At 62.0% G+C, this 19,685-nt stretch carries 14 protein-coding genes; 9 read left to right on the forward strand and 5 right to left on the reverse strand.

Going from position 1 to position 19,685, the window contains the following annotated elements:
* The first annotated feature begins 26 nt into the window (after nt 1-26).
* The 3 genes from QY76_RS17240 to rluA all read left to right on the forward strand — a co-directional run bounded on the left by QY76_RS17240 (nt 27) and on the right by rluA (nt 6,243).
* The gene (locus QY76_RS17240; RefSeq protein WP_045425168.1) at nt 27-2,366 is read left to right on the forward strand and encodes a DNA polymerase II; all 2,340 of its coding nucleotides are present in this window, start codon (nt 27-29) and stop codon (nt 2,364-2,366) included.
* A 263-nt stretch (nt 2,367-2,629) separates the two neighbouring features.
* Nucleotides 2,630-5,536 (forward strand): RNA polymerase-associated protein RapA, encoded by a 2,907-nt coding sequence (gene rapA / locus QY76_RS17245; RefSeq protein ID WP_045425170.1) that lies wholly within the window; start codon nt 2,630-2,632, stop codon nt 5,534-5,536.
* A gap of 53 nt (nt 5,537-5,589) precedes the next feature.
* Nucleotides 5,590-6,243, forward strand: coding sequence for a bifunctional tRNA pseudouridine(32) synthase/23S rRNA pseudouridine(746) synthase RluA (gene rluA / locus QY76_RS17250; RefSeq protein WP_034163271.1), 654 nt, complete (start codon nt 5,590-5,592; stop codon nt 6,241-6,243).
* Between the two features lie 76 nt (nt 6,244-6,319).
* On the opposite strand, the gene djlA is transcribed toward rluA, so the two are convergent.
* Nucleotides 6,320-7,141 (reverse strand): co-chaperone DjlA, encoded by an 822-nt coding sequence (djlA, locus tag QY76_RS17255; RefSeq protein ID WP_034163101.1) that lies wholly within the window; start codon nt 7,139-7,141, stop codon nt 6,320-6,322.
* A gap of 181 nt (nt 7,142-7,322) precedes the next feature.
* Here djlA and lptD point away from each other — a divergent pair, with 181 nt between their 5' ends.
* From lptD to apaH, 6 genes are all read left to right on the forward strand, one after another.
* Nucleotides 7,323-9,686 carry an LPS assembly protein LptD gene (gene lptD / locus QY76_RS17260; protein WP_370634734.1) on the forward strand — a complete coding sequence of 788 codons (2,364 nt, stop codon included), beginning with the start codon at nt 7,323-7,325 and terminating at the stop codon, nt 9,684-9,686.
* 120 nt (nt 9,687-9,806) lie between these two features.
* Complete coding sequence (surA, locus tag QY76_RS17265; protein WP_034163098.1) at nt 9,807-11,111, forward strand: peptidylprolyl isomerase SurA; 1,305 nt, start codon at nt 9,807-9,809, stop codon at nt 11,109-11,111.
* A 4-nt stretch (nt 11,112-11,115) separates the two neighbouring features.
* Complete coding sequence (gene pdxA, locus QY76_RS17270; RefSeq protein ID WP_034163097.1) at nt 11,116-12,111, forward strand: 4-hydroxythreonine-4-phosphate dehydrogenase PdxA; 996 nt, start codon at nt 11,116-11,118, stop codon at nt 12,109-12,111.
* The gene (gene rsmA / locus QY76_RS17275; RefSeq protein WP_015460934.1) at nt 12,101-12,916 is read left to right on the forward strand and encodes a 16S rRNA (adenine(1518)-N(6)/adenine(1519)-N(6))-dimethyltransferase RsmA; all 816 of its coding nucleotides are present in this window, start codon (nt 12,101-12,103) and stop codon (nt 12,914-12,916) included. The genes pdxA and rsmA overlap by 11 nt, the downstream gene beginning before the upstream one ends.
* Nucleotides 12,917-12,940: 24 nt before the next feature.
* Complete coding sequence (apaG, locus tag QY76_RS17280; protein WP_034163096.1) at nt 12,941-13,318, forward strand: Co2+/Mg2+ efflux protein ApaG; 378 nt, start codon at nt 12,941-12,943, stop codon at nt 13,316-13,318.
* A gap of 4 nt (nt 13,319-13,322) precedes the next feature.
* The gene (apaH, locus tag QY76_RS17285; RefSeq protein WP_034163095.1) at nt 13,323-14,162 is read left to right on the forward strand and encodes a bis(5'-nucleosyl)-tetraphosphatase (symmetrical) ApaH; all 840 of its coding nucleotides are present in this window, start codon (nt 13,323-13,325) and stop codon (nt 14,160-14,162) included.
* 231 nt (nt 14,163-14,393) lie between these two features.
* On the opposite strand, the gene folA is transcribed toward apaH, so the two are convergent.
* From folA to carB, 4 genes are all read right to left on the reverse strand, one after another.
* The gene (folA, locus tag QY76_RS17290; RefSeq protein ID WP_034163094.1) at nt 14,394-14,876 is read right to left on the reverse strand and encodes a type 3 dihydrofolate reductase; all 483 of its coding nucleotides are present in this window, start codon (nt 14,874-14,876) and stop codon (nt 14,394-14,396) included.
* Between the two features lie 128 nt (nt 14,877-15,004).
* Nucleotides 15,005-15,469, reverse strand: a complete 465-nt coding sequence (locus QY76_RS17295) for a threonine/serine exporter (RefSeq protein ID WP_034163093.1) — start codon at nt 15,467-15,469, stop codon at nt 15,005-15,007.
* Nucleotides 15,469-16,239: a threonine/serine exporter ThrE family protein gene (locus QY76_RS17300; protein WP_034163092.1), complete on the reverse strand. Its 771-nt coding sequence runs from the start codon at nt 16,237-16,239 to the stop codon at nt 15,469-15,471. Before QY76_RS17300 ends, QY76_RS17295 begins: the two co-directional genes overlap by 1 nt.
* 220 nt (nt 16,240-16,459) lie before the next feature.
* Entirely contained in the window at nt 16,460-19,681 is a 3,222-nt protein-coding gene (carB, locus tag QY76_RS17305; RefSeq protein ID WP_034163090.1) for a carbamoyl-phosphate synthase large subunit, read from the reverse strand.
* Nucleotides 19,682-19,685 lie beyond the last annotated feature (4 nt).

A 19,685-nucleotide genomic window follows, 5' to 3' on the forward strand; every position in this document is an offset into this window, starting at 1 on the left:
AGCCCTTTACTCCGGGAGCCCGCCGAGTGAATACGCCCCAAGCTGGTTTTATCCTTACCCGTCACTGGCGCGATACGCCGCAGGGCGTCTGCGTTACGCTATGGCTGGCCACGGAGCGCGGCCCCTGCTGCATTACCCTGCCGCCGGAGCCAGCGGTGGCCTTTATGGACGCCGCGCAGCGTGATGCCGCGCAGCGCCTCCTGCGCGGTTTTCCCGACGTCGAGCTACGGCCGGTAGCGCTGCGCGATTTCCATCACCGGCCGGTACTGGCGCTGTACTGCCACAGCTACCGCCGGCTTCAGCAGATCGAAAGGCGCCTCGGGGAACAGGGGATCCCGCTGCTGGAGGCCGATATCCGGCCCGCGGATCGCTACCTGATGGAGCGCTTTATCAATGCGCCGCTGTGGTTCTGCGGCGACGCAGGGGGCGCAGAGACCCGGATTAAACCCCATCCTCACTACCGCCCGACGCTGCGTACGGTGTCGCTGGATATTGAAACCAGCCCCCAGGGAGAGCTCTACTCGATCGGCCTGCACGGCGGCGATCAACGCATCGTCTATATGCTGGGTCCCGCCAACGGCGACGCGCAGGCGCTGGACTTCACGCTGGAGTACGTCGCCAGCCGCGCCGCGCTGCTCGACGCCCTCAACCGCTGGATGGCGCGCCACGATCCCGATGCCATCATCGGCTGGAACCTGGTACAGTTCGATCTGCGGATCCTGCAGCGCCACGCCGAGCGCGAAGGCGTTCCCCTGCTGCTGGGACGCGCGGCGACGCCGCTGGAGTGGCGAGAGCACGGCTTTCGCGCCGGCCACTTTTTTGCCAGCGCCCCCGGCAGGCTGATCATCGATGGCATCGAGGCGCTGAAAAGCGCCTTCTGGCACTTTCCCTCCTACAGCCTGGACAGCGTGGCGCAGACCCTGCTGGGCGAAGGCAAGGCGCTGGACGACCCCTACCGGCGAATGGCGGAGATCGCGCGGCGCTTCCGTGAGGATAAACCGGCGCTGGCGCACTATAACCTCAGGGACTGCGAACTGGTGACGCGCATCTTTGCGCACACCGCCCTGATGCCGTTTCTGCTGGAGCGGGCCAGCGTGACCGGGCTGGCCCCCGATCGCAGCGGCGGCTCCGTGGCCGCATTCTGCCACCTGTATCTGCCGCGCATGCATCGGCTGGGGTATGTCGCCCCCTCCCTGGGCGAGGTGGCGCCGCAGGCCAGCCCCGGCGGCTTTGTTATGGCCTCGCGCCCGGGGCTGTATGATTCCGTTTTGGTGCTGGACTACAAGAGCCTGTATCCGGCGATTATCCGCTCCTTTCTGATCGACCCCGTCGGACTGGCCAGCGGCGGAGAGCAGCCTGATGACACACACAGCGTGCCCGGCTTTCTCGGTGCCCGCTTCTCGCGCACCCGCCACGCCCTGCCGGAGATTGTGCGCCAGCTGTGGCAGGGACGCGAAGCGGCCAAACGCCTGGACAATGCGCCGCTGGCGCAGGCCCTGAAGATCCTGATGAACGCCTTCTACGGCGTGCTGGGCACCAGCGCCTGTCGCTTCTTCGATCCCCGCCTGGCCTCCTCCATTACCCTGCGTGGCCACGAGATCATGCGCCAGACGCGCAGCCTGATCGAGGCGCAGGGCTACACGGTGATCTACGGCGATACGGACTCCACCTTTGTCTGGCTGGGTAAGCCGCACGATGAGGCCCAGGCCGCAGCCATTGGCCAGGCGCTGGCCGAGCGGGTCAACGCCTGGTGGCGCGAGCACCTGTCACGACAATACGGGCTCGAGAGCGCGCTGGAGCTGGAGTATGAGTGCCACTATCGCCGCTTTCTGATGCCCACCCTGCGCGGCGCCGATCTCGGCAGCAAAAAGCGCTATGCCGGGCTATGCGGCGATCGGCTGGTGTTTAAAGGGCTGGAGACGGTGCGCAGCGACTGGACGCCGCTGGCGCAGCGGTTTCAACAGGAGCTCTATCGCCGGGTGTTTCTCGGCCAGAGCTACCGCGATGTGATTCGCCGCTACGCAGACGGCCTGCTGGCGGGGGCGTTTGACGACCAGCTGATCTACCGCAAGCGCCTACGGCGCCCGCTGGCCGAGTATCAGCGCAACGTCCCGCCGCACGTCCGCGCCGCGCGTCTGGCCGACGACTACAATCACCGCCTTGGACGCCCGCTGCAATATCAAAACGGCGGCTGGATAAGCTACATCATCACCCGCAGCGGCCCACAGCCGCTGGAGTGTGTCGATGCGCCGGCGGACTATCAGCACTATCTGGAACGCCAGCTGCAGCCGGTCGCCGACGCCATTCTGCCCTTCCTCGGCGATGACTTTGAGACCCTGCTAACCGGTCAGTTGGGGCTGTTTTAACGCCGAGGGAATATAAGAATCTTCCCACTCAGGGGGTGACGAATGCATCGCCATCCATTACCATATCGCCCTTTCCCCCATACAACGCCGACTTCACTGCCGACAGGCCGTGATGCGGTTGATTTATGCCCAAATTATGCAGGCGTCCGCTGCGCGGCGGTCGTCATGGAACCTATCCCAATCGGCCAGGGCGACAACACCGCCTATTGAGATAGCCTCCAGATCACTATGTAAACAAGAACAAAGAGTTGAGTCGATAATCTATGCCTTTTACCTTAGGTCAACGCTGGATCAGCGATACGGAAAGCGAACTTGGATTGGGTACCGTGGTGGCGCTGGATGCGCGCATGGTGACGCTGCTGTTCCCCGCGACCGGCGAAAACCGTCTGTATGCCCGCAATGACTCCCCCATCACCCGCGTGATGTTTAACCCGGGAGACACCATCACCACCCACGAAGGGTGGCAGCTGTGCGTTGAAGAGGTACAGGAGCATGAGGGGCTGCTGACCTATATCGGCAGCCGCAGCGACAGCGGCGAAAACCCGGTGGCGGTGCGCGAGGTGCTGCTCGACAGCCGCCTGACCTTCAGTAAACCGCAGGATCGCCTGTTTGCCGGCCAGATCGATCGCATGGATCGCTTCGCCCTGCGCTATCGCGCGCGTAAATACCAGAGTGAGCAGTTTCGCCTGCCCTGCAGCGGCCTGCGCGGCATGCGCGCCAGCCTGATCCCACACCAGCTGCATATCGCCCGCGACGTCGGCCAGCGCCACGCTCCGCGCGTTCTGCTGGCGGATGAGGTCGGCCTAGGCAAGACCATCGAAGCCGGCATGATCATTCATCAGCAGCTGCTCTCCGGCCGCGCCGAACGCGTACTGATCGTGGTACCAGAAACCCTGCAGCACCAGTGGCTGGTCGAAATGCTGCGCCGCTTTAACCTGCGCGTGGCGCTGTTCGACGATGAGCGCTATGCGGAGGCCGCCCAGGACAGCAGCAACCCGTTTGAAACCGAACAGCTGGTTATCTGCTCTCTCGACTTCGTCCGCCGCAGCAGGCAGCGTCTGGAGCAGCTGGCCGACGCCAGCTGGGATCTGCTGGTGGTCGATGAGGCTCACCATCTAGCCTGGAGCGAACAGGCGCCCAGCCGCGAATACCAGGTCATCGAGCAGTTGGCCGAACAGATCCCCGGGGTGCTGCTGCTGACCGCGACCCCCGAACAGCTGGGTCAGGAGAGCCACTTTGCCCGCCTGCGCCTGCTGGATCCCAACCGTTTTCACGACTACGCACAGTTCGTCGCCGAGCAGCAGCGCTACCGTCCGGTGGCGGACGCCGTGACCCTGCTGCTGAACGACGGTCATCTGCAGCAGGATGAGCTCAACATGCTCAGCGAGATGGTCGCCGAACAAGATATCGAGCCGCTGCTGAAGGCGGCCAACGCCGACGGTGAGGACAGCCAGCAGGCCCGCGCCGAGCTGGTACGCATGCTGATGGATCGCCACGGCACCAGCCGCGTTCTGTTCCGCAATACCCGTCAGGGGGTTAAAGGCTTCCCGCAGCGTACCCTGCACCAGATCACCCTGCCGCTGCCGGCGCAGTACCAGACGGCCATTAAAGTCTCCGGCATCATGGGCAGCAAGAAGAGCGTCGAGGCGCAGGCCAACGATATGCTCTATCCGGAGCGGATCTACCAGGAGTTCGAAGGGGAAAACGCCACCTGGTGGAACTTTGACCCGCGCGCCGAGTGGCTACTCGACTTCCTGCTGACCCAGCGTGATGAGAAGGTGCTGGTCATCTGCGCCCAGGCGGCCACCGCTATCCATCTGGAGCAGCTGCTGCGCGAGCGTGAGGGGATCCGCGCCGCCGTCTTCCATGAGGGGATGTCGCTGATTGAGCGCGACCGCGCCGCGGCCTACTTTGCCTCGCAGGAGGAGGGCGCTCAGGTGCTGCTGTGCTCGGAGATCGGCTCCGAAGGCCGTAACTTCCAGTTTGCCAACCGCCTGGTGATGTTCGATCTGCCGTTTAACCCGGATCTGCTGGAGCAGCGAATCGGCCGTCTGGACCGTATTGGTCAGGCGCGCGACATTCAGATCTACGTTCCCTGCCTCGAGGGCACCGCGCAATCCGTGCTGATCCGCTGGTATCATCAGGGACTGGACGCCTTTGAGCACACCTGCCCCACCGGCCGGACCATTTACGACCGCTACTATGACACCCTGCTGGAGTTCCTGGCCAAACCGACCCAGCAGGATGGCTTTGACGACTTCATCAAAACCTGCCGCACCGATCACGATACGCTGAAAAGCCAGCTGGAGAAGGGGCGCGATCGTCTGCTGGAGATGCACTCCAATGGCGGCGAGGCGGCTCTGGCGCTGGCCGAGAGCATCGCTGCGCAGGATAACGACGTCAATCTGGTCAACTTTGCGCTGAACCTGTTCGATATCGTCGGCATAAATCAGGAGGATCGCAGCGACAGCCTGATCGTGCTGACCCCGTCGGATCACATGCTGGTGCCTGACTTCCCGGGCCTGCCGCAGGATGGCTGCACCGTCACCTTCGATCGCGAACAGGCGCTGTCGCGCGAAGATGCCCAGTTCATCAGCTGGGAGCACCCGCTGATGCGCAACGGCCTGGATCTGATCCTCTCCGGCGATACCGGCTCCAGCGCGGTGTCTCTGCTGAAGAACAAGGCGCTGCCGGTCGGTACGCTGCTGCTGGAGGCGGTGTACGTGGTCGAGGCCCAGGCACCGAAGCAGCTACAGCTGACCCGTTTCCTGCCGCCGACGCCGGTGCGTATGCTGCTGGACGCCAAGGGGAACAATCTGGCGGCCCAGGTGGAGTTCGAAAGCTTCAACCGCCAGCTGAATGCCGTCAATCGCCATACCGCCAGCAAGCTGGTCAATGTGGTACAGCCCGATGTGCACGCCATGCTGCAGTCTGGTGAAGCGCGGATAGCAGACCAGGCACAGGCGCTGATCGACGCCGCCAAGCGTGAGGCCGATGAGGCGCTGAGCGCTGAGCTGGCGCGCCTGGAGTCGCTCAAGGCGGTGAACCCCAATATCCGTGACGATGAGCTGGAAACCCTGGAGTTCACCCGTCGGAAGGTCTTGGAAACGCTGGACCAGGCCGGCTGGCGTCTGGATGCCCTACGTCTCATCGTGGTGTCACACCAGTAATGGGACGGCGCACTCCCGTGGGCGGCGCGCTGCCGCCCAGCGCTACCCCGGCGCTGGAGCACTATGATCCGCCACGCGAGCCCTGGCTGCACGTGCTGTACCAGGACGCACACATCATGGTGGTTAATAAGCCCAGCGGGCTGTTGTCGGTCCCGGGCCGTTTGCCTGAGCACCAGGACAGCATCCTGACCCGAATTCAGGCGCAGTTTCCCGGCGCCGAATCGGTACACCGTCTGGATATGGCCACCAGCGGAGTACTGGTGGTCGCGCTGACCAAGGACGCCGAGCGGGAGCTGAAGCGCCAGTTTCGCGAACGTGAGCCGAAAAAGAACTACGTCGCCCGGGTCTGGGGACACCCGTCGCAGGAGCAGGGGGTGATCGACCTGCCGCTGATCTGCGACTGGCCCAACCGCCCCAAGCAGAAGGTCTGCTTTGAACAGGGCAAACCGGCGCAAACGGAGTATCAGGTGCTGGCGCGCGACGCCGACGGCACCGCCCGGGTTCTGCTCACGCCGATCACCGGCCGCTCGCATCAGCTGCGCGTCCATCTGCTGGCCCTCGGCCATCCGATCCTCGGCGACGGCTTCTATGCGCCGCCACAGGCGCTGGCGTTAGCCTCCCGTCTGCTGCTGCACGCCCAGGAGCTACGCATCGTGCATCCGGCCTTCGCCACCCCGATGCACTTCCGCTGCGAGGCGGACTTTTAGCCGCACCCAGAAAAATACGGCCCGCTTTCGCGGGCCGTATCATCGTGAGCCGACAGCAAACGCGACGTCCTCTGCGCTACTTGAATCCCTTCTCTTTCTTAATCAGATCGTACGCGGCCTGGATCTCCTGCGCCTTCTGCTTGGCCAGCTCCATCATCTCCGGCGGCAACCCTTTAGCCACCAGCTTATCGGGGTGATGCTCGCTCATCAGCTTACGATACGCACGCTTGATCGTGGTCGCATCGGCGCTCGGCGCAACCCCCAGCACCTTACAGGCATCCTCCAGCGTCGGCCCCTGGGGCGGCGTATAGAATCCCCCCTGCTGTCCTCCCGCCTGATGGTAGCCGCCGCCAAACTGGCGCCCGCCCTCCATCATGCCCAGAAACTGATCGAACTGCGCACGTGAAAAACCCAGCTCTTCGGCGATCACATACAGCACCGCCCGCTCATTCGGGTGCAGCTGTCCATCGGCGAACGCCGCCTGCAGCTGGATCTCCAAAAAGATACGGATCAGATCGATACGACCAAAGCAGACGCTACGCAGTTCGCGCAGGCGCTCCCGCAGCGGGTAGCCGGACTCCTTGCCCTCGCGAAAGGCCTGCTGCGCCATCAGCCTGGCATCGCCGTGCAGGTTCAGGCGATCCATAAACATGGAGGCAACCTGAATATCGGCCTCCGTCACCCGCCCCTTCGACTTTGTCAGATGCCCCATGACCTGAAAGGTGGTGCGGAAAAACAGCCCCTGGCGCTGCTGCTGATTGGCAAAATAGCCCTGACGCTTAATCGCGCGCGACTTATCAAACATATGGCCAATCAAAAAGCCCAGCACAACGCCCCAGAAACCGATCCCGGCCATCAGGCCCAGCAGCACCCCTACTAATTTACCCCAATAGCGCATATCGTCCTCAATTCATCATGTCGTGGGACATAATTTGCTTTATCATACCTGTCATTTATTCTGACACCTAATGGCAGCGACGCTGAGCCACAATTTAACACTAGCGCCACGCTGACGGGTAAGATAGTCTCTGACCGATTGCGGCAAGACGCCTCTGATGACGGAATCCCTGACACCGCGTATGAAAAAAAGTATACCCACGCTGATAGCCACCCTCGTCTGGTCAGCGCTTTACAGTCAGCATGCGCTGGCCTCCCTCGCCGAACAGTGCCTGATCGGCGTTCCCGTGTATGACAAACCGTTGGTTTCCGGCGATATCAATAGCCTTCCGGTACACATCACCGCCGATAAGAGCGAAGCCAACTACCCGAACAACGCCCTGTTCCACGGCAACGTCGATATTCAGCAGGGCAATAGCACCCTGACCGCCGACAAGGTTCAGCTGGATCAGAAAGCGATCCAGGGACAGCCCGATCCGCTGCGCACCGTGACCGCGATCGGCAATGTACACTACGCGGACAGTCAGATCCGGCTGCAGGGCCCCAGCGCCTGGTCCAACCTGAATAATAAAGATACCAACGTCTGGCGCGGCGACTATCAGTTTGTCGGTCGCCAGGGGCGCGGCGATGCCGATCTGATGAAGACCCGCGACGCTAACCGCTACACCATCCTGGATAACGGGACCTTTACCTCCTGTCTGCCGGGTGACAACAGCTGGAGCATCGCCGGATCCGAGATCATTCAGGATCGTCAGGAGCAGGTGGCCGAGATCTGGAACGCCCGCTTTAAGATCGGGCCGGTTCCGGTCTTCTACAGCCCCTATCTGCAGTTTCCAACCGGCAGCAAGCGCCGCTCCGGCTTTCTGATCCCCAACGTCAACTACTCCAACGGCGATGGGATAGAGTTTACCCTGCCCTGGTACTGGAACATCGCCCCGCAGGCCGACGCGACCTTTACTCCGCACTACATGGAAAAACGCGGTCTGCAGCTGCAAAACGAATTCCGCTATCTGAGCGAATTTGGCATGGGTCTGGTCGAGTTTGACTGGCTGGGCAACGACCGGCAGTTCCAGCAGGATCGTAAAAATCAGGGGATCACCGGGCAGGCGCTGGAAGATCTGAAGAACCGCGATCGCTGGCTGTTCTACTGGCGTCATTCTGGTGTACTCGACCACTGGCGCTTCGGCGTCGATTACACTAAGGTCAGCGACCCCTACTACTTCACCGACCTGAGCTCCTCCTACGGATCCAGCACCAGCGGCTACGCCACGCAGAAATTTACCCTGGGCTATGCCGAGACCAACTGGAATGCGACGCTCTCGACTACCCAGTTCCAGGTGTTCGCCAACGCAGGGGACGTCAACGCCTACCGCACCGCACCGCAGCTGGATCTGAACTACTACAAAAACGATCTGGGGCCGTTCGACTTCACCCTGTATGGCCAGGCGGTCAAGTTCACCAATGACAACGTATACCTGCCCGGGGCCGATCGCTACCACGTCGAGCCGGTCCTGTCGCTGCCGCTGTCCAACCGCTGGGGGAGTATCAATACAGAAACGAAGCTGATGGCGACCCACTATCAGCAGGATGTCCCTAGCCAAGGCAACCTGACGCAGCTGAAGGACAGCGTCAACCGCGTGATGCCGGAGTTTAAGATCGACGGCAAGATGGTCTTTGAGCGCGACGCCACCCTGCTGAGCGGCTATACCCAGACGCTGGAGCCGCGTGCCCAGTATCTGTATATTCCGTACCGCGACCAGAGCGACATTTACTCTTACGACTCCACCCTGCTGCAGACTGACTATACCGGCCTGTTCCGCGACCGCAGCTACAGCGGCCTGGACCGCATCGCCTCGGCCAATCAGGTCACCACCGGCCTGACGACCCGCCTGTACGATGACGAGCAGAACGAACGCTTCAATGCCTCTATCGGACAGATCTACTACTTCTCACCGTCGCGCACCGGCGATGAGACCACCAATATCGATCGCCACAACAACACCGGCAGCCTGGTATGGGCCGGGGACAGCTACCTTAAGCTGACCGATAACTGGGGTCTGCGCGGCGGCCTGCAGTATGATACCCGCCTGAACAGCGTGGCGCTGGGCAACGCGGTGATGGAGTACCGTAAGGACGCCGAAAGCGTGCTGCAGCTCAGCTATCGCTACGCCAGCCCGGAGTACATCACCTCCATGCTGCCAAGCTACGCCAACAATGCCATCTACAACCAGGGCATCAGCCAGGCTGGGATCATCGGCAGTCTGCCGTTGGCCGATCGCTGGGCGATGGTCGCCGGCTACTACTATGACACCAAGGCGAAGCAGTCCGCCGATGCCATCGCCGGCCTGCAGTACAATACCTGCTGCTGGTCGGTGGGCGTCACCTATGAGCGCAAGATCAACAGCTGGGACAGCGCGACCCAGAACAGCAAGTATGACAACAAGTTCTCGTTCAAGTTTGCCCTGCGCGGGATGAACCAGAACTACAGCCTGGGCACGGCAGAGATGCTGCACTCCGGCATTCTGCCTTATCAACGCGCCTTCTAACATTTGGCGCAATGCGTGGTCTAACGGTACAAAAATGCAGATAATACCGTTAGCCACAGGCTGTCGGCTGTCAGGTAAAACCTAAACCCGCCGTGGGCGGATTAATACAATGGGATAGTTATGAAGAACTGGAGAACGCTGATCCTCGGCGTGGCGCTGTGCGCCAATACCGCCTTTGCGGCCCCCCAAGTCGTCGATAAAGTCGTGGCTATCGTAGACAACGGCGTCGTGTTGGAAAGCGACGTCGACGGCATGATGAAGTCGGTAAAGCTCAACGCCCAGCAGGCCGGTCAACAGCTGCCGGACGATGCCACTCTGCGCCATCAGATCCTTGAGCGGCTGATCATGGACAACGTGCAGCTGCAGATGGCCAAGCGGATGGGGCTGGAGATCTCTGACAGCGAACTGGATAACGCCATTAACGGCATCGCCCAGCAGAACAATATCAGCATGCAGCAGCTGCGCAGCCGCCTCGCAGCCGATGGTCTCGACTACAAGACCTACCGCGCCCAAATCCGCAAAGAGATGCTGATCAGCGAAGTCCGTAATAACGAGGTGCGCCGCCGCGTCACCATTCTGCCGCAGGAGGTGGATGCGCTGGCCAAGCAAATCGGCAGCCAGAACAGCGGTGAAACCGCCGTTAACCTGAGCCACATCCTGATTCCGCTGCCGGAGAATCCGACCCAGCAGCAGGTCAGCGAGGCCCAGCAGCAGGCGGAGTCTCTGATCCAGCAGCTGCACCAGGGTGCCAGCTTTGCCAAGCTGGCGGCGGCCTATTCCGCCGATCCCCAGGCGCTGAAAGGCGGTGAGATGGGCTGGGGGCGCCTGCAAGAGCTGCCGACCCTGTTCGCTGAAGCCCTGCAGAGCGCCAAGAAAGGGGATATCATCGGGCCTATCCGCTCCGGCGTCGGTTTCCATATTCTGCGGGTCAACGACCTGCGCGGCGATCAGGCCAACGTCTCCGTCACCGAAGTGCACGCGCGCCATATTCTGCTACGCACCTCGCCGGTCATGAGCGATGCCCAGGCACGCGCCAAGCTAGAGGCGCTCTCCGCCCAGATCAAGTCCGGCCAGATCACCTTTGAGCAGGCGGCGAAAGAGTATTCACAGGATCCGGGCAGCGCGCAGAAAGGCGGCGATCTGGGATGGGCGGTACCGTCCATGTACGATCCGGCCTTCCGCGATGCGCTGATGAAGCTGAACAAGGGTGAGATAAGCCAACCGGTGCACTCCAACTTTGGCTGGCACCTGATCCAGCTGCTGGGGACCCGTCAGGTCGATCGCACCGACGAGGCCCAGAAAGAGCGCGCCTATCGCATGCTGTTTAACCGTAAATTTGCCGAAGAAGCACAGACCTGGCTGCAGGAGCAACGCGCGGCGGCCTATGTGAAGATCTTGGGCAACAGCGCAAACGGAGCCCAGTAATCCCATGGCACCGATTCGTCGCATTGTCATCACCCCCGGCGAGCCGGCCGGGGTAGGACCGGAGCTGATCGTCCAGTTGGCGCAGCAACCCTGGCCTGCCGAGCTGGTGGTATGCGCCGATCCGAGCCTGCTAGAGGCGCGCGCCCGCGCGCTGGGGCTGCCGCTAACGCTGCGCCGCTATGATCCGGCGCTGCCGGCCCAGGCGCAGCAGGCGGCCTCCCTGACGGTGCTGCCGATCCCGCTAGAGACCGACGTTATCCCCGGTAGACTCAGCGTCGCCAACGGCAACTATGTGGTCGCCACGCTGGCGCGCGCCTGCGACGGCTGCCTGAGCGGCGAATTTGCCGCGCTGGTGACCGGCCCTGTGCACAAAGGGATCATTAACGATGCCGGCGTCCCCTTCACCGGGCATACCGAGTTCTTCGCCGATCGCAGTGGCTGCCCGCGCGTCGTAATGATGCTGGCCAGCGAGCGCCTGCGCGTCGCGCTGGCGACCACCCACTTACCGCTGCGGGAGGTTCCCGCAGCGATCACGCCGCAGACGCTGCGCGAGGTCATCACCATTCTGGACACCGAGCTGCGCCGCCGGTTTGGCCTCCGCCAGCCGCATATCTACGTCTGCGGACTCAACCCACACGCCGGTGAAGGCGGGCATATGGGGCGAGAGGAGCTGGATATTATCATCCCGACCCTTGATGCCCTACGCGCCAGCGGTATTCACCTCACCGGCCCGCTGCCCGCCGACACGCTGTTCCAGCCGAAATACCTGGACGACGCCGACGCGGTGCTGGCGATGTACCACGATCAAGGACTGCCGGTACTCAAATACCAGGGATTTGGCCACGCGGTCAACATCACGCTGGGGCTGCCGTTTATCCGCACCTCGGTAGATCACGGCACCGCGCTGGATCTGGCCGCCAGCGGTCAGGCGCAGCCCGGCAGCTTTATCACCGCATTAAATCTTGCCATAGAGATGACCAACCACAGCAATGAACAGTAGAGTGCACCAGGGGCATTTGGCCCGTAAACGCTTTGGACAGAACTTCCTGACCGATCAATTCGTGATCGACAGCATCGTGTCCGCCATCAACCCCCTTCCGGGCCAGGCCGTGGTCGAAATCGGCCCGGGCCTCGGTGCGCTGACCGAGCCGGTCGCCGACCGCATGGACAAAATGACCGTCATCGAGCTGGACAGGGATCTGGCCGAGCGTCTGTCTACCCATCCCTTTATCAGCCGTAAGCTGACCATTCGTCAGCAAGATGCTATGACCGTCGACTTCAGCGAGATGGCGCGTGAGGCGGGCCAGCCGCTGCGCGTGTTCGGCAACCTGCCGTATAACATCTCCACCCCGCTGATGTTTCATCTGTTCAGCTACGCATCCGCCATCGGCGATATGCATTTTATGCTGCAGAAAGAGGTTGTTAACCGCCTTGTCGCCGGACCAGACAGCAAAACCTATGGCCGTCTGAGCGTTATGGCGCAATACTACTGTCAGGTGATCCCGGTTCTGGAAGTGCCGCCCAGCGCTTTCCGCCCGGCACCGAAGGTGGATTCTGCCGTGGTTCGCCTGATCCCACACCGTGAGCTGCCCTACCCGGTCAGCGACGTACGCGTGTTGAGCCGCATCACGACAGAAGCCTTTAACCAACGGCGCAAGACCGTCCGCAACAGTCTTGGCCATCTGTTCAGCGCCGACCAGCTCAGCGCGCTGGGAATCGATCCGGCACGCAGAGCAGAAACGCTGTCAGTGGCAGACTACTGCAGACTGGCCAACTGGCTGTGTGAACACCCACAGGCTCAGTAACCGTGCAAACAGGAGCCTTACGTTATGATCGATGCACCCCGTATCATCGTTCAGGTACAGAGTGTCTATGCCGGATCGCAGTCGCTGCCTGAAGAGGCGCGCTTCGTCTTTGCCTATACCGTCACTCTGCGTAATCTGGGCCGCTTTAACGTACAGCTCCTGCGCCGCTACTGGCTAATAACCAACGGCAACGGCCGCCAGACTGAAGTCCAGGGCGAAGGGGTCATCGGCGAACAGCCGCTGATCCTGCCCAACGGCGAGTTTCAGTACACCAGCGGCGCCATCATCGAAACGCCCTGCGGTACCATGGAGGGGCACTACGAAATGGTTGACCATCAAGGACACACCTTCCGTATCGCCATTCCGGTCTTCCGCCTGGCCATTCCCAGCCTGATTAACTGATTCTATGTCGACACTGCTTATTGGCGACGTTCATGGCTGCTACCATGAACTGCGCGACCTGCTTTCCCTGGCGGGCTTCGATCCCGCCCGCGACACGCTGTGGCTGACCGGCGATCTGGTCGCCCGCGGCCCCGACTCTCTGGCGGTACTGCGCTATGTCAAATCCCTTGGCGACAGCGTACGCCTGGTGCTGGGTAACCATGACCTACACCTGCTGGCCGTTTATGCCGGCATCAGCCGGAATAAACCCAAGGATAAACTGACGCCGCTGCTGGAGGCGCCGGATGCGGACAGCCTAATCAACTGGCTGCGCCGCCAGCCGGTGCTGCAGGCCGATAGCGATCTGCGCCTGGTGATGGCTCACGCGGGCATCAGCCCGCAGTGGGATCTGGCCACGGCGCAGCGCTGCGCGCGCGAGGTGGAAGCCATGCTGGCCAGCGACAGCTACCCCTTCTTTCTCAATGCCATGTACGGCGATATGCCGAATAACTGGAGCGAGTCGCTCAGTGGCCTGGCGCGCCTGCGCTTTACCACCAATGCCCTGACCCGGATGCGCTACTGCTTCCCCGGCGGCGAGCTGGACATGATCTGCAAGGATGCGCCGGACGATGCGCCGGCGCCGCTGCGCCCCTGGTTCGATCTCGACAGCCCGGTGCGCGAGGCTGGCTACAGCATCGCCTTCGGCCACTGGGCCTCTCTGGAAGGGCGCGGTACGCCGCCGCAGGTCTATGCCCTGGATACCGGGTGCTGCTGGGGCGGCACCCTGACGGCCCTGCGCTGGGAGGATCGCCGCAGCTTCAGCGTGCCCTCTCGCCGCGCATCACGCCACGCCAAAGCGGAATAGCCCGACCCCTTTCCTCGCCGCCACGTAACGGCCTCATGCCGCCCGCGCGGCTAGCCGCGGGCGACGGCGTAGCGGCGAGCGCTTACTAGGGAGACGATGCAGGCGATATTTTCCCGGCGTGACGGCCACCTCGGCCCACTCCACGCCGCAGAGGGGCTGCGTAGGGTTAACGACGTGATGATGACATGATAAAAAGCGCGGAGAACGCGCAGAGAAAGGGCGCAGCGCCGGTTAACGGCGATCCAGGATCTCAAAGCAATAGGCGTGTGAATTGTCGCTATCGGCGTCATGAAACTCGCTGAAGCACGTCTGCCACTCATCCGACGCATAGTCGGGAAAATAGGTGTCCCCTGCGACGTCAGCGTCCACATGGGTCAGATACAGCCGGCTCGCCTGCGGCAAAAACTGGCTGTAAATGCTGCCTCCGCCGATGATCATCACCTCTTGCGCCTCCGCAGCTGCGTCCAGCGCCGCCTGCGGCGTCGTCACCCAGGTTACGCGATCGTCGCTGCCCGCCTGGCGGCTGATCACGATGTTATGCCGCCCCGGCAGCGGACGCCCGATGGACTCATAGGTCTTACGCCCCATGATCACCGGTTTTGCCAGAGTATTACGCTTAAACCACGCAAGATCGGCCGGCAAATGCCACGGCATCGCATTGTCTAAACCGATCACACGATCCGCGCTCAGTGCGGCGATCAGGCTGATAATCATGCTTGTCTGTCCTGTCTGGGAGAAAAAGTGCGCACACTATACGGAATGGCCGCGCAGGCGTCGATAGCCTGCGACGGGTAAATCTATATGCAACGTAAAATTCCGCAGTAAAGCTGAACAATAGTCAATTAGACGCCGGGACGCTTACGATATAGCCATATTCCCGGTAATGACAGGCCGATGGAGAGCGCGCCCACGATAAAAGAGGCCTTGAGAAAGTTGGTGACCATGCTGGCGAACAGCGGCTCGGAATAGCCGCTGCGGGAGATCTCGACCACGGCGATCATCGCCCGATAGGCGTAGATGCCGGGAAACATCGGGATCACCGCCGCCACGGTAAACACCTTGGGGTGCGCCAGTAGCCAGCGCGACCACTGGATACCGATAATGCCGATCAGGATCGCCGCCATCAACGACGCCCACTCAATATTCAGCCCCAGCGTTATCAGCAGCAGACGAGAGCCGTGGCCGATAGCCCCCAGCAGCGCGCAGTAGCGCAAGGCCCGGTTTGGCACATTGAACACCATGGCAAACCCCAACGCGGGGACGGCTGCCAGCAGCATATCCTGTAATAATGCTAAGAGTAACGTCATCATGCCCATCCCTGTAGCCCCCACAGCGACAGCGCCATCACCACGCCGAGACAGGTCGCCAGGGTCAGCAGCGTCGCCATGGCCCAGCGGGCCAGCCCGGTGTTGACATGCCCTTTAAACATATCTGCCACCGCATTGATCAGCGGGAACCCCGGAACCAACAGCAGAATACTGGCCGCCATGGCGATGAGCGATGTCTCGGCAAACGCACTCAGCTGCAGCAGGGCGCCGGAGACCGAGGTGGCAATAAAGGCCGTAATACAAAAGTTAATCAGCGGGTTAAGCTGGCGATGTGTCATGAGCTGCCGGGCGTACATGGCCACCGCGCTGGCCAAAAAGGCCACCAGAGCACCGTCCCAGCCGCCGCCGTTCAGCTTGCAGAAGCAGGCGCAGGAGAGACCGACCATCAGCACCACCAGCGCGCGCGGATAGCGCAGCGGGCGGATATGCTCCAACCGGCGGCGCACATCGCTCATGTCCAGCAGGCGGTGCTCAGCCATAATCACAATATGCTGCACCTCGGTCACTACGTGCATATTGATGCCGCGATCGACATTCTTGCGCGTCGACGTCAGGCAGCGGCCATCCTTAATAGTGGTCAATACCACCGCGTTGGCCGAAATAGAGCTCTCTACGCTGTCTACACCCAGCGCTAGCCCCAGCCGGGTAGAAAGCTGTTCGACCAACATGCTCTCGGCGCCGTGCTGCAGCAGGAAAAGGGCACAGTGAATACACAGGCGGGTTATCTCCCGCTGGCGATCAGACTCCACAATCGACTCCTGTCAGGGTGATCCCGTCATAGCGGCTCAGCGGCTCAGCACCGCTGACAACGCTCCCGCGGCGCAGACCACCCGCACCGCGGTGATTTATTGTGCCACAACGCCGCACGTCGCGTAACCTGCCGCCTCATCCCACGGCGGCAAGTTTCCGGGCCGCCCGGCCGGCAACAAAAAGGCCCGGCGTCGCCGGGCCTTACGCCACGCCGCGCCGTTACTTCAGGCGGGCATGCATCTCCTGTACCGAAATCACCTGCTCGGTCGGATCCGCGTTCAGCGCCATCGCCGTAGCAAAGCCGCCGTTCAGCGTGGTGTCATAGTGCACCTTGTAGCGCAGCGCGCTGCGCCGGATCAGCTTGGAATCCTCGATCGCCTGACGCCCGGCGGTGGTGTTCACAATATAGGTGTACTCGCCATTCTTGATGCGATCCTGAATGTGCGGACGCCCCTCATGCACTTTGTTGACCAGACGCGGGTTAATACCGGCCTCCCCCAGCACCACCGCGGTGCCGTGGGTCGCATCCAGCTCAAAGCCCTGCTTGAGCAGCTTGGCCGCCAAATCCACCACCCGGTGCTTATCGCCCTCGCGGACCGACAGCAGGGCGCGTCCCGGGGTCTTCACCTGCGACTGGCTGCCGAGCATCGCCTTGGCAAAGGCCTCGGCAAAGGTCCGCCCCACCCCCATCACCTCGCCGGTAGAGCGCATCTCCGGCCCCAGAATCGGGTCGACGCCGGGGAACTTGGCAAACGGCAACACCACCTCTTTGACGGAGTAATAGGGCGGGATCACCTCCTCCGTCATGCCCTGCTGCGCCAGCGTCTGCCCCACCATCACGCGAGCGGCCACCTTGGCCAAGGGGACGCCGGTCGCCTTGGAGACGAAGGGAACGGTACGGGCGGCGCGTGGGTTGACCTCAATCAGGTACACCTGGTTGTCTTTGACGGCAAACTGCACGTTCATCAGACCCCGCACGCACAGCTCCATCGCCAGCTTCTCCGCCTGGCGACGCAGTTCGTCCTGGATCTCCGCACTCAGGGTGTAGGCCGGCAGCGAACAGGCGGAGTCACCGGAGTGCACCCCCGCCTGCTCAATGTGTTCCATAATGCCGCCGATCAGCACGCGCTCGCCGTCACAGATGGCATCGACGTCCACTTCGACCGCATCGTCCAGGAAGTGATCTAGCAGCACCGGCGCGTCGTTGGATACGCTGACTGCCGTCTGGAAGTAGCGCCGCAGATCGCTCTCATCGTAGACGATCTCCATCGCCCGACCGCCGAGGACATAAGAGGGGCGAACCACCAGCGGATAGCCTATCTGAGCCCCCTTCTCCACCGCCTGCTCAATGGCCGTGACGGTGGCGTTGGCCGGCTGCTTCAGCCCCAGGCGATTCACCGCCTGCTGGAAGCGCTCGCGATCCTCGGCGCGGTCAATTGCGTCCGGGCTGGTGCCGATAACCGGCACGCCGGCGGCCTCCAGCGCCCGGGCCAGCTTCAGCGGCGTCTGGCCGCCGTACTGTACGATCACCCCCTGCGGACGCTCGACGGCGACGATCTCCAGCACATCCTCCAGCGTAACCGGCTCAAAGTAGAGGCGGTCAGAGGTATCATAATCCGTAGAGACGGTTTCCGGGTTACAGTTGACCATGATGGTTTCATAGCCATCCTCACGCAGCGCCAGCGACGCGTGCACACAGCAGTAGTCAAACTCGATCCCCTGACCGATGCGGTTCGGGCCACCGCCCAGCACCATGATCTTCGGGCGATCGTGCGTCGGGTTAGCCTCGCACTCCTCTTCATAGGTGGAGTAAAGGTAAGCCGTGTCGGTCGCGAATTCGGCCGCGCAGGTGTCCACGCGTTTATACACCGGATGCAGCCCCTGCTTATGGCGCAGCTTGCGAATCTCGCTCTCCGCCACGCCGGCCAGACGGGCCAGACGCGCATCGGCGAACCCTTTACGCTTCAGCTGACGCAGGAAGGAGGCCGTCAGGCCATTGATACCCACGTCGGCAACCCGCTCCTCCAGACGCACCAGCTCCTCGATCTGTACCAGGAACCAGCGATCGATGTTGGTCAGGTTAAACACCCCATCCACCGACAGGCCGGCGCGGAAGGCATCCGCGATATACCAGATACGTTCGGCGCCGGCATCTTTCAGCTCGCGTCGGATCTTAGTCAGCGCCTGCGGATCGTCCAAATTCACCTTGGGATCGAAACCACTCGCCCCGACCTCCAGCCCGCGCAGCGCCTTCTGCAGCGACTCCTGCTGGGTACGGCCAATCGCCATCACCTCACCCACCGACTTCATCTGCGTGGTCAGGCGATCGTTAGCACCGGCAAACTTTTCAAAGTTGAAGCGCGGGATCTTGGTCACCACGTAGTCGATAGAGGGCTCAAACGAGGCCGGCGTACGTCCCCCGGTGATGTCGTTCATCAGCTCATCCAGGGTGTAGCCCACCGCCAGCTTGGCCGCAACTTTGGCTATAGGGAAGCCGGTCGCCTTGGAGGCCAGCGCGGAAGAACGCGATACGCGCGGGTTCATCTCGATGACGATAAGGCGGCCGTTTTTCGGGTTAACCGCAAACTGCACGTTGGAGCCGCCGGTCTCCACGCCGATCTCACGCAGTACCGCCATCGAGGCGTTACGCATGATTTGGTACTCTTTATCAGTCAGGGTCTGCGCCGGTGCGACGGTAATCGAATCGCCGGTGTGGATCCCCATCGGATCAATGTTTTCGATAGCGCAGACGATAATGCAGTTGTCGTTCTTATCGCGCACCACCTCCATCTCATACTCTTTCCAGCCGATCAGCGACTCATCGATCAGCAGCTCGTTGGTCGGCGAAAGATCCAGGCCGCGCGCGCAGATCTCTTCAAACTCTTCGCGGTTGTAAGCGATACCGCCGCCGGTACCCCCCATCGTAAACGATGGACGGATAATGCAGGGGAAACCGACCTGCTCAGCCACCGCCAGCGACTCTTCCATGCTGTGAGCGATGCCGGAGCGCGCGGTATCCAGGCCGATCTTCTTCATCGCCTGGTCGAAGCGCCGGCGATCCTCAGCCTTATCGATGGCGTCGGCCGTCGCGCCGATCATGGTCACGCCAAACTCGGCCAGAACCCCCTGGCGCTCCAGCTCCAGGGCACAGTTCAGTGCCGTCTGGCCGCCCATCGTCGGCAGCACCGCATCAGGACGCTCCTTCTCGATGATCTTACGCACTACTTCCCAGTGAATCGGCTCAATATAGGTCGCGTCGGCCATCTCCGGATCGGTCATGATGGTGGCCGGGTTGGAGTTAACCAGGATGACGCGGTAGCCCTCCTCGCGCAGCGCCTTACAGGCCTGCGCGCCGGAGTAGTCAAACTCGCACGCCTGGCCGATGACGATCGGCCCGGCGCCCAGGATCAGGATGCTTTTAATATCAGTACGTTTTGGCATGGTT

Origin of the sequence: Edwardsiella sp. EA181011 (assembly GCF_000800725.1) — a bacterium.
Lineage (GTDB): Bacteria > Pseudomonadota > Gammaproteobacteria > Enterobacterales > Enterobacteriaceae > Edwardsiella > Edwardsiella anguillarum.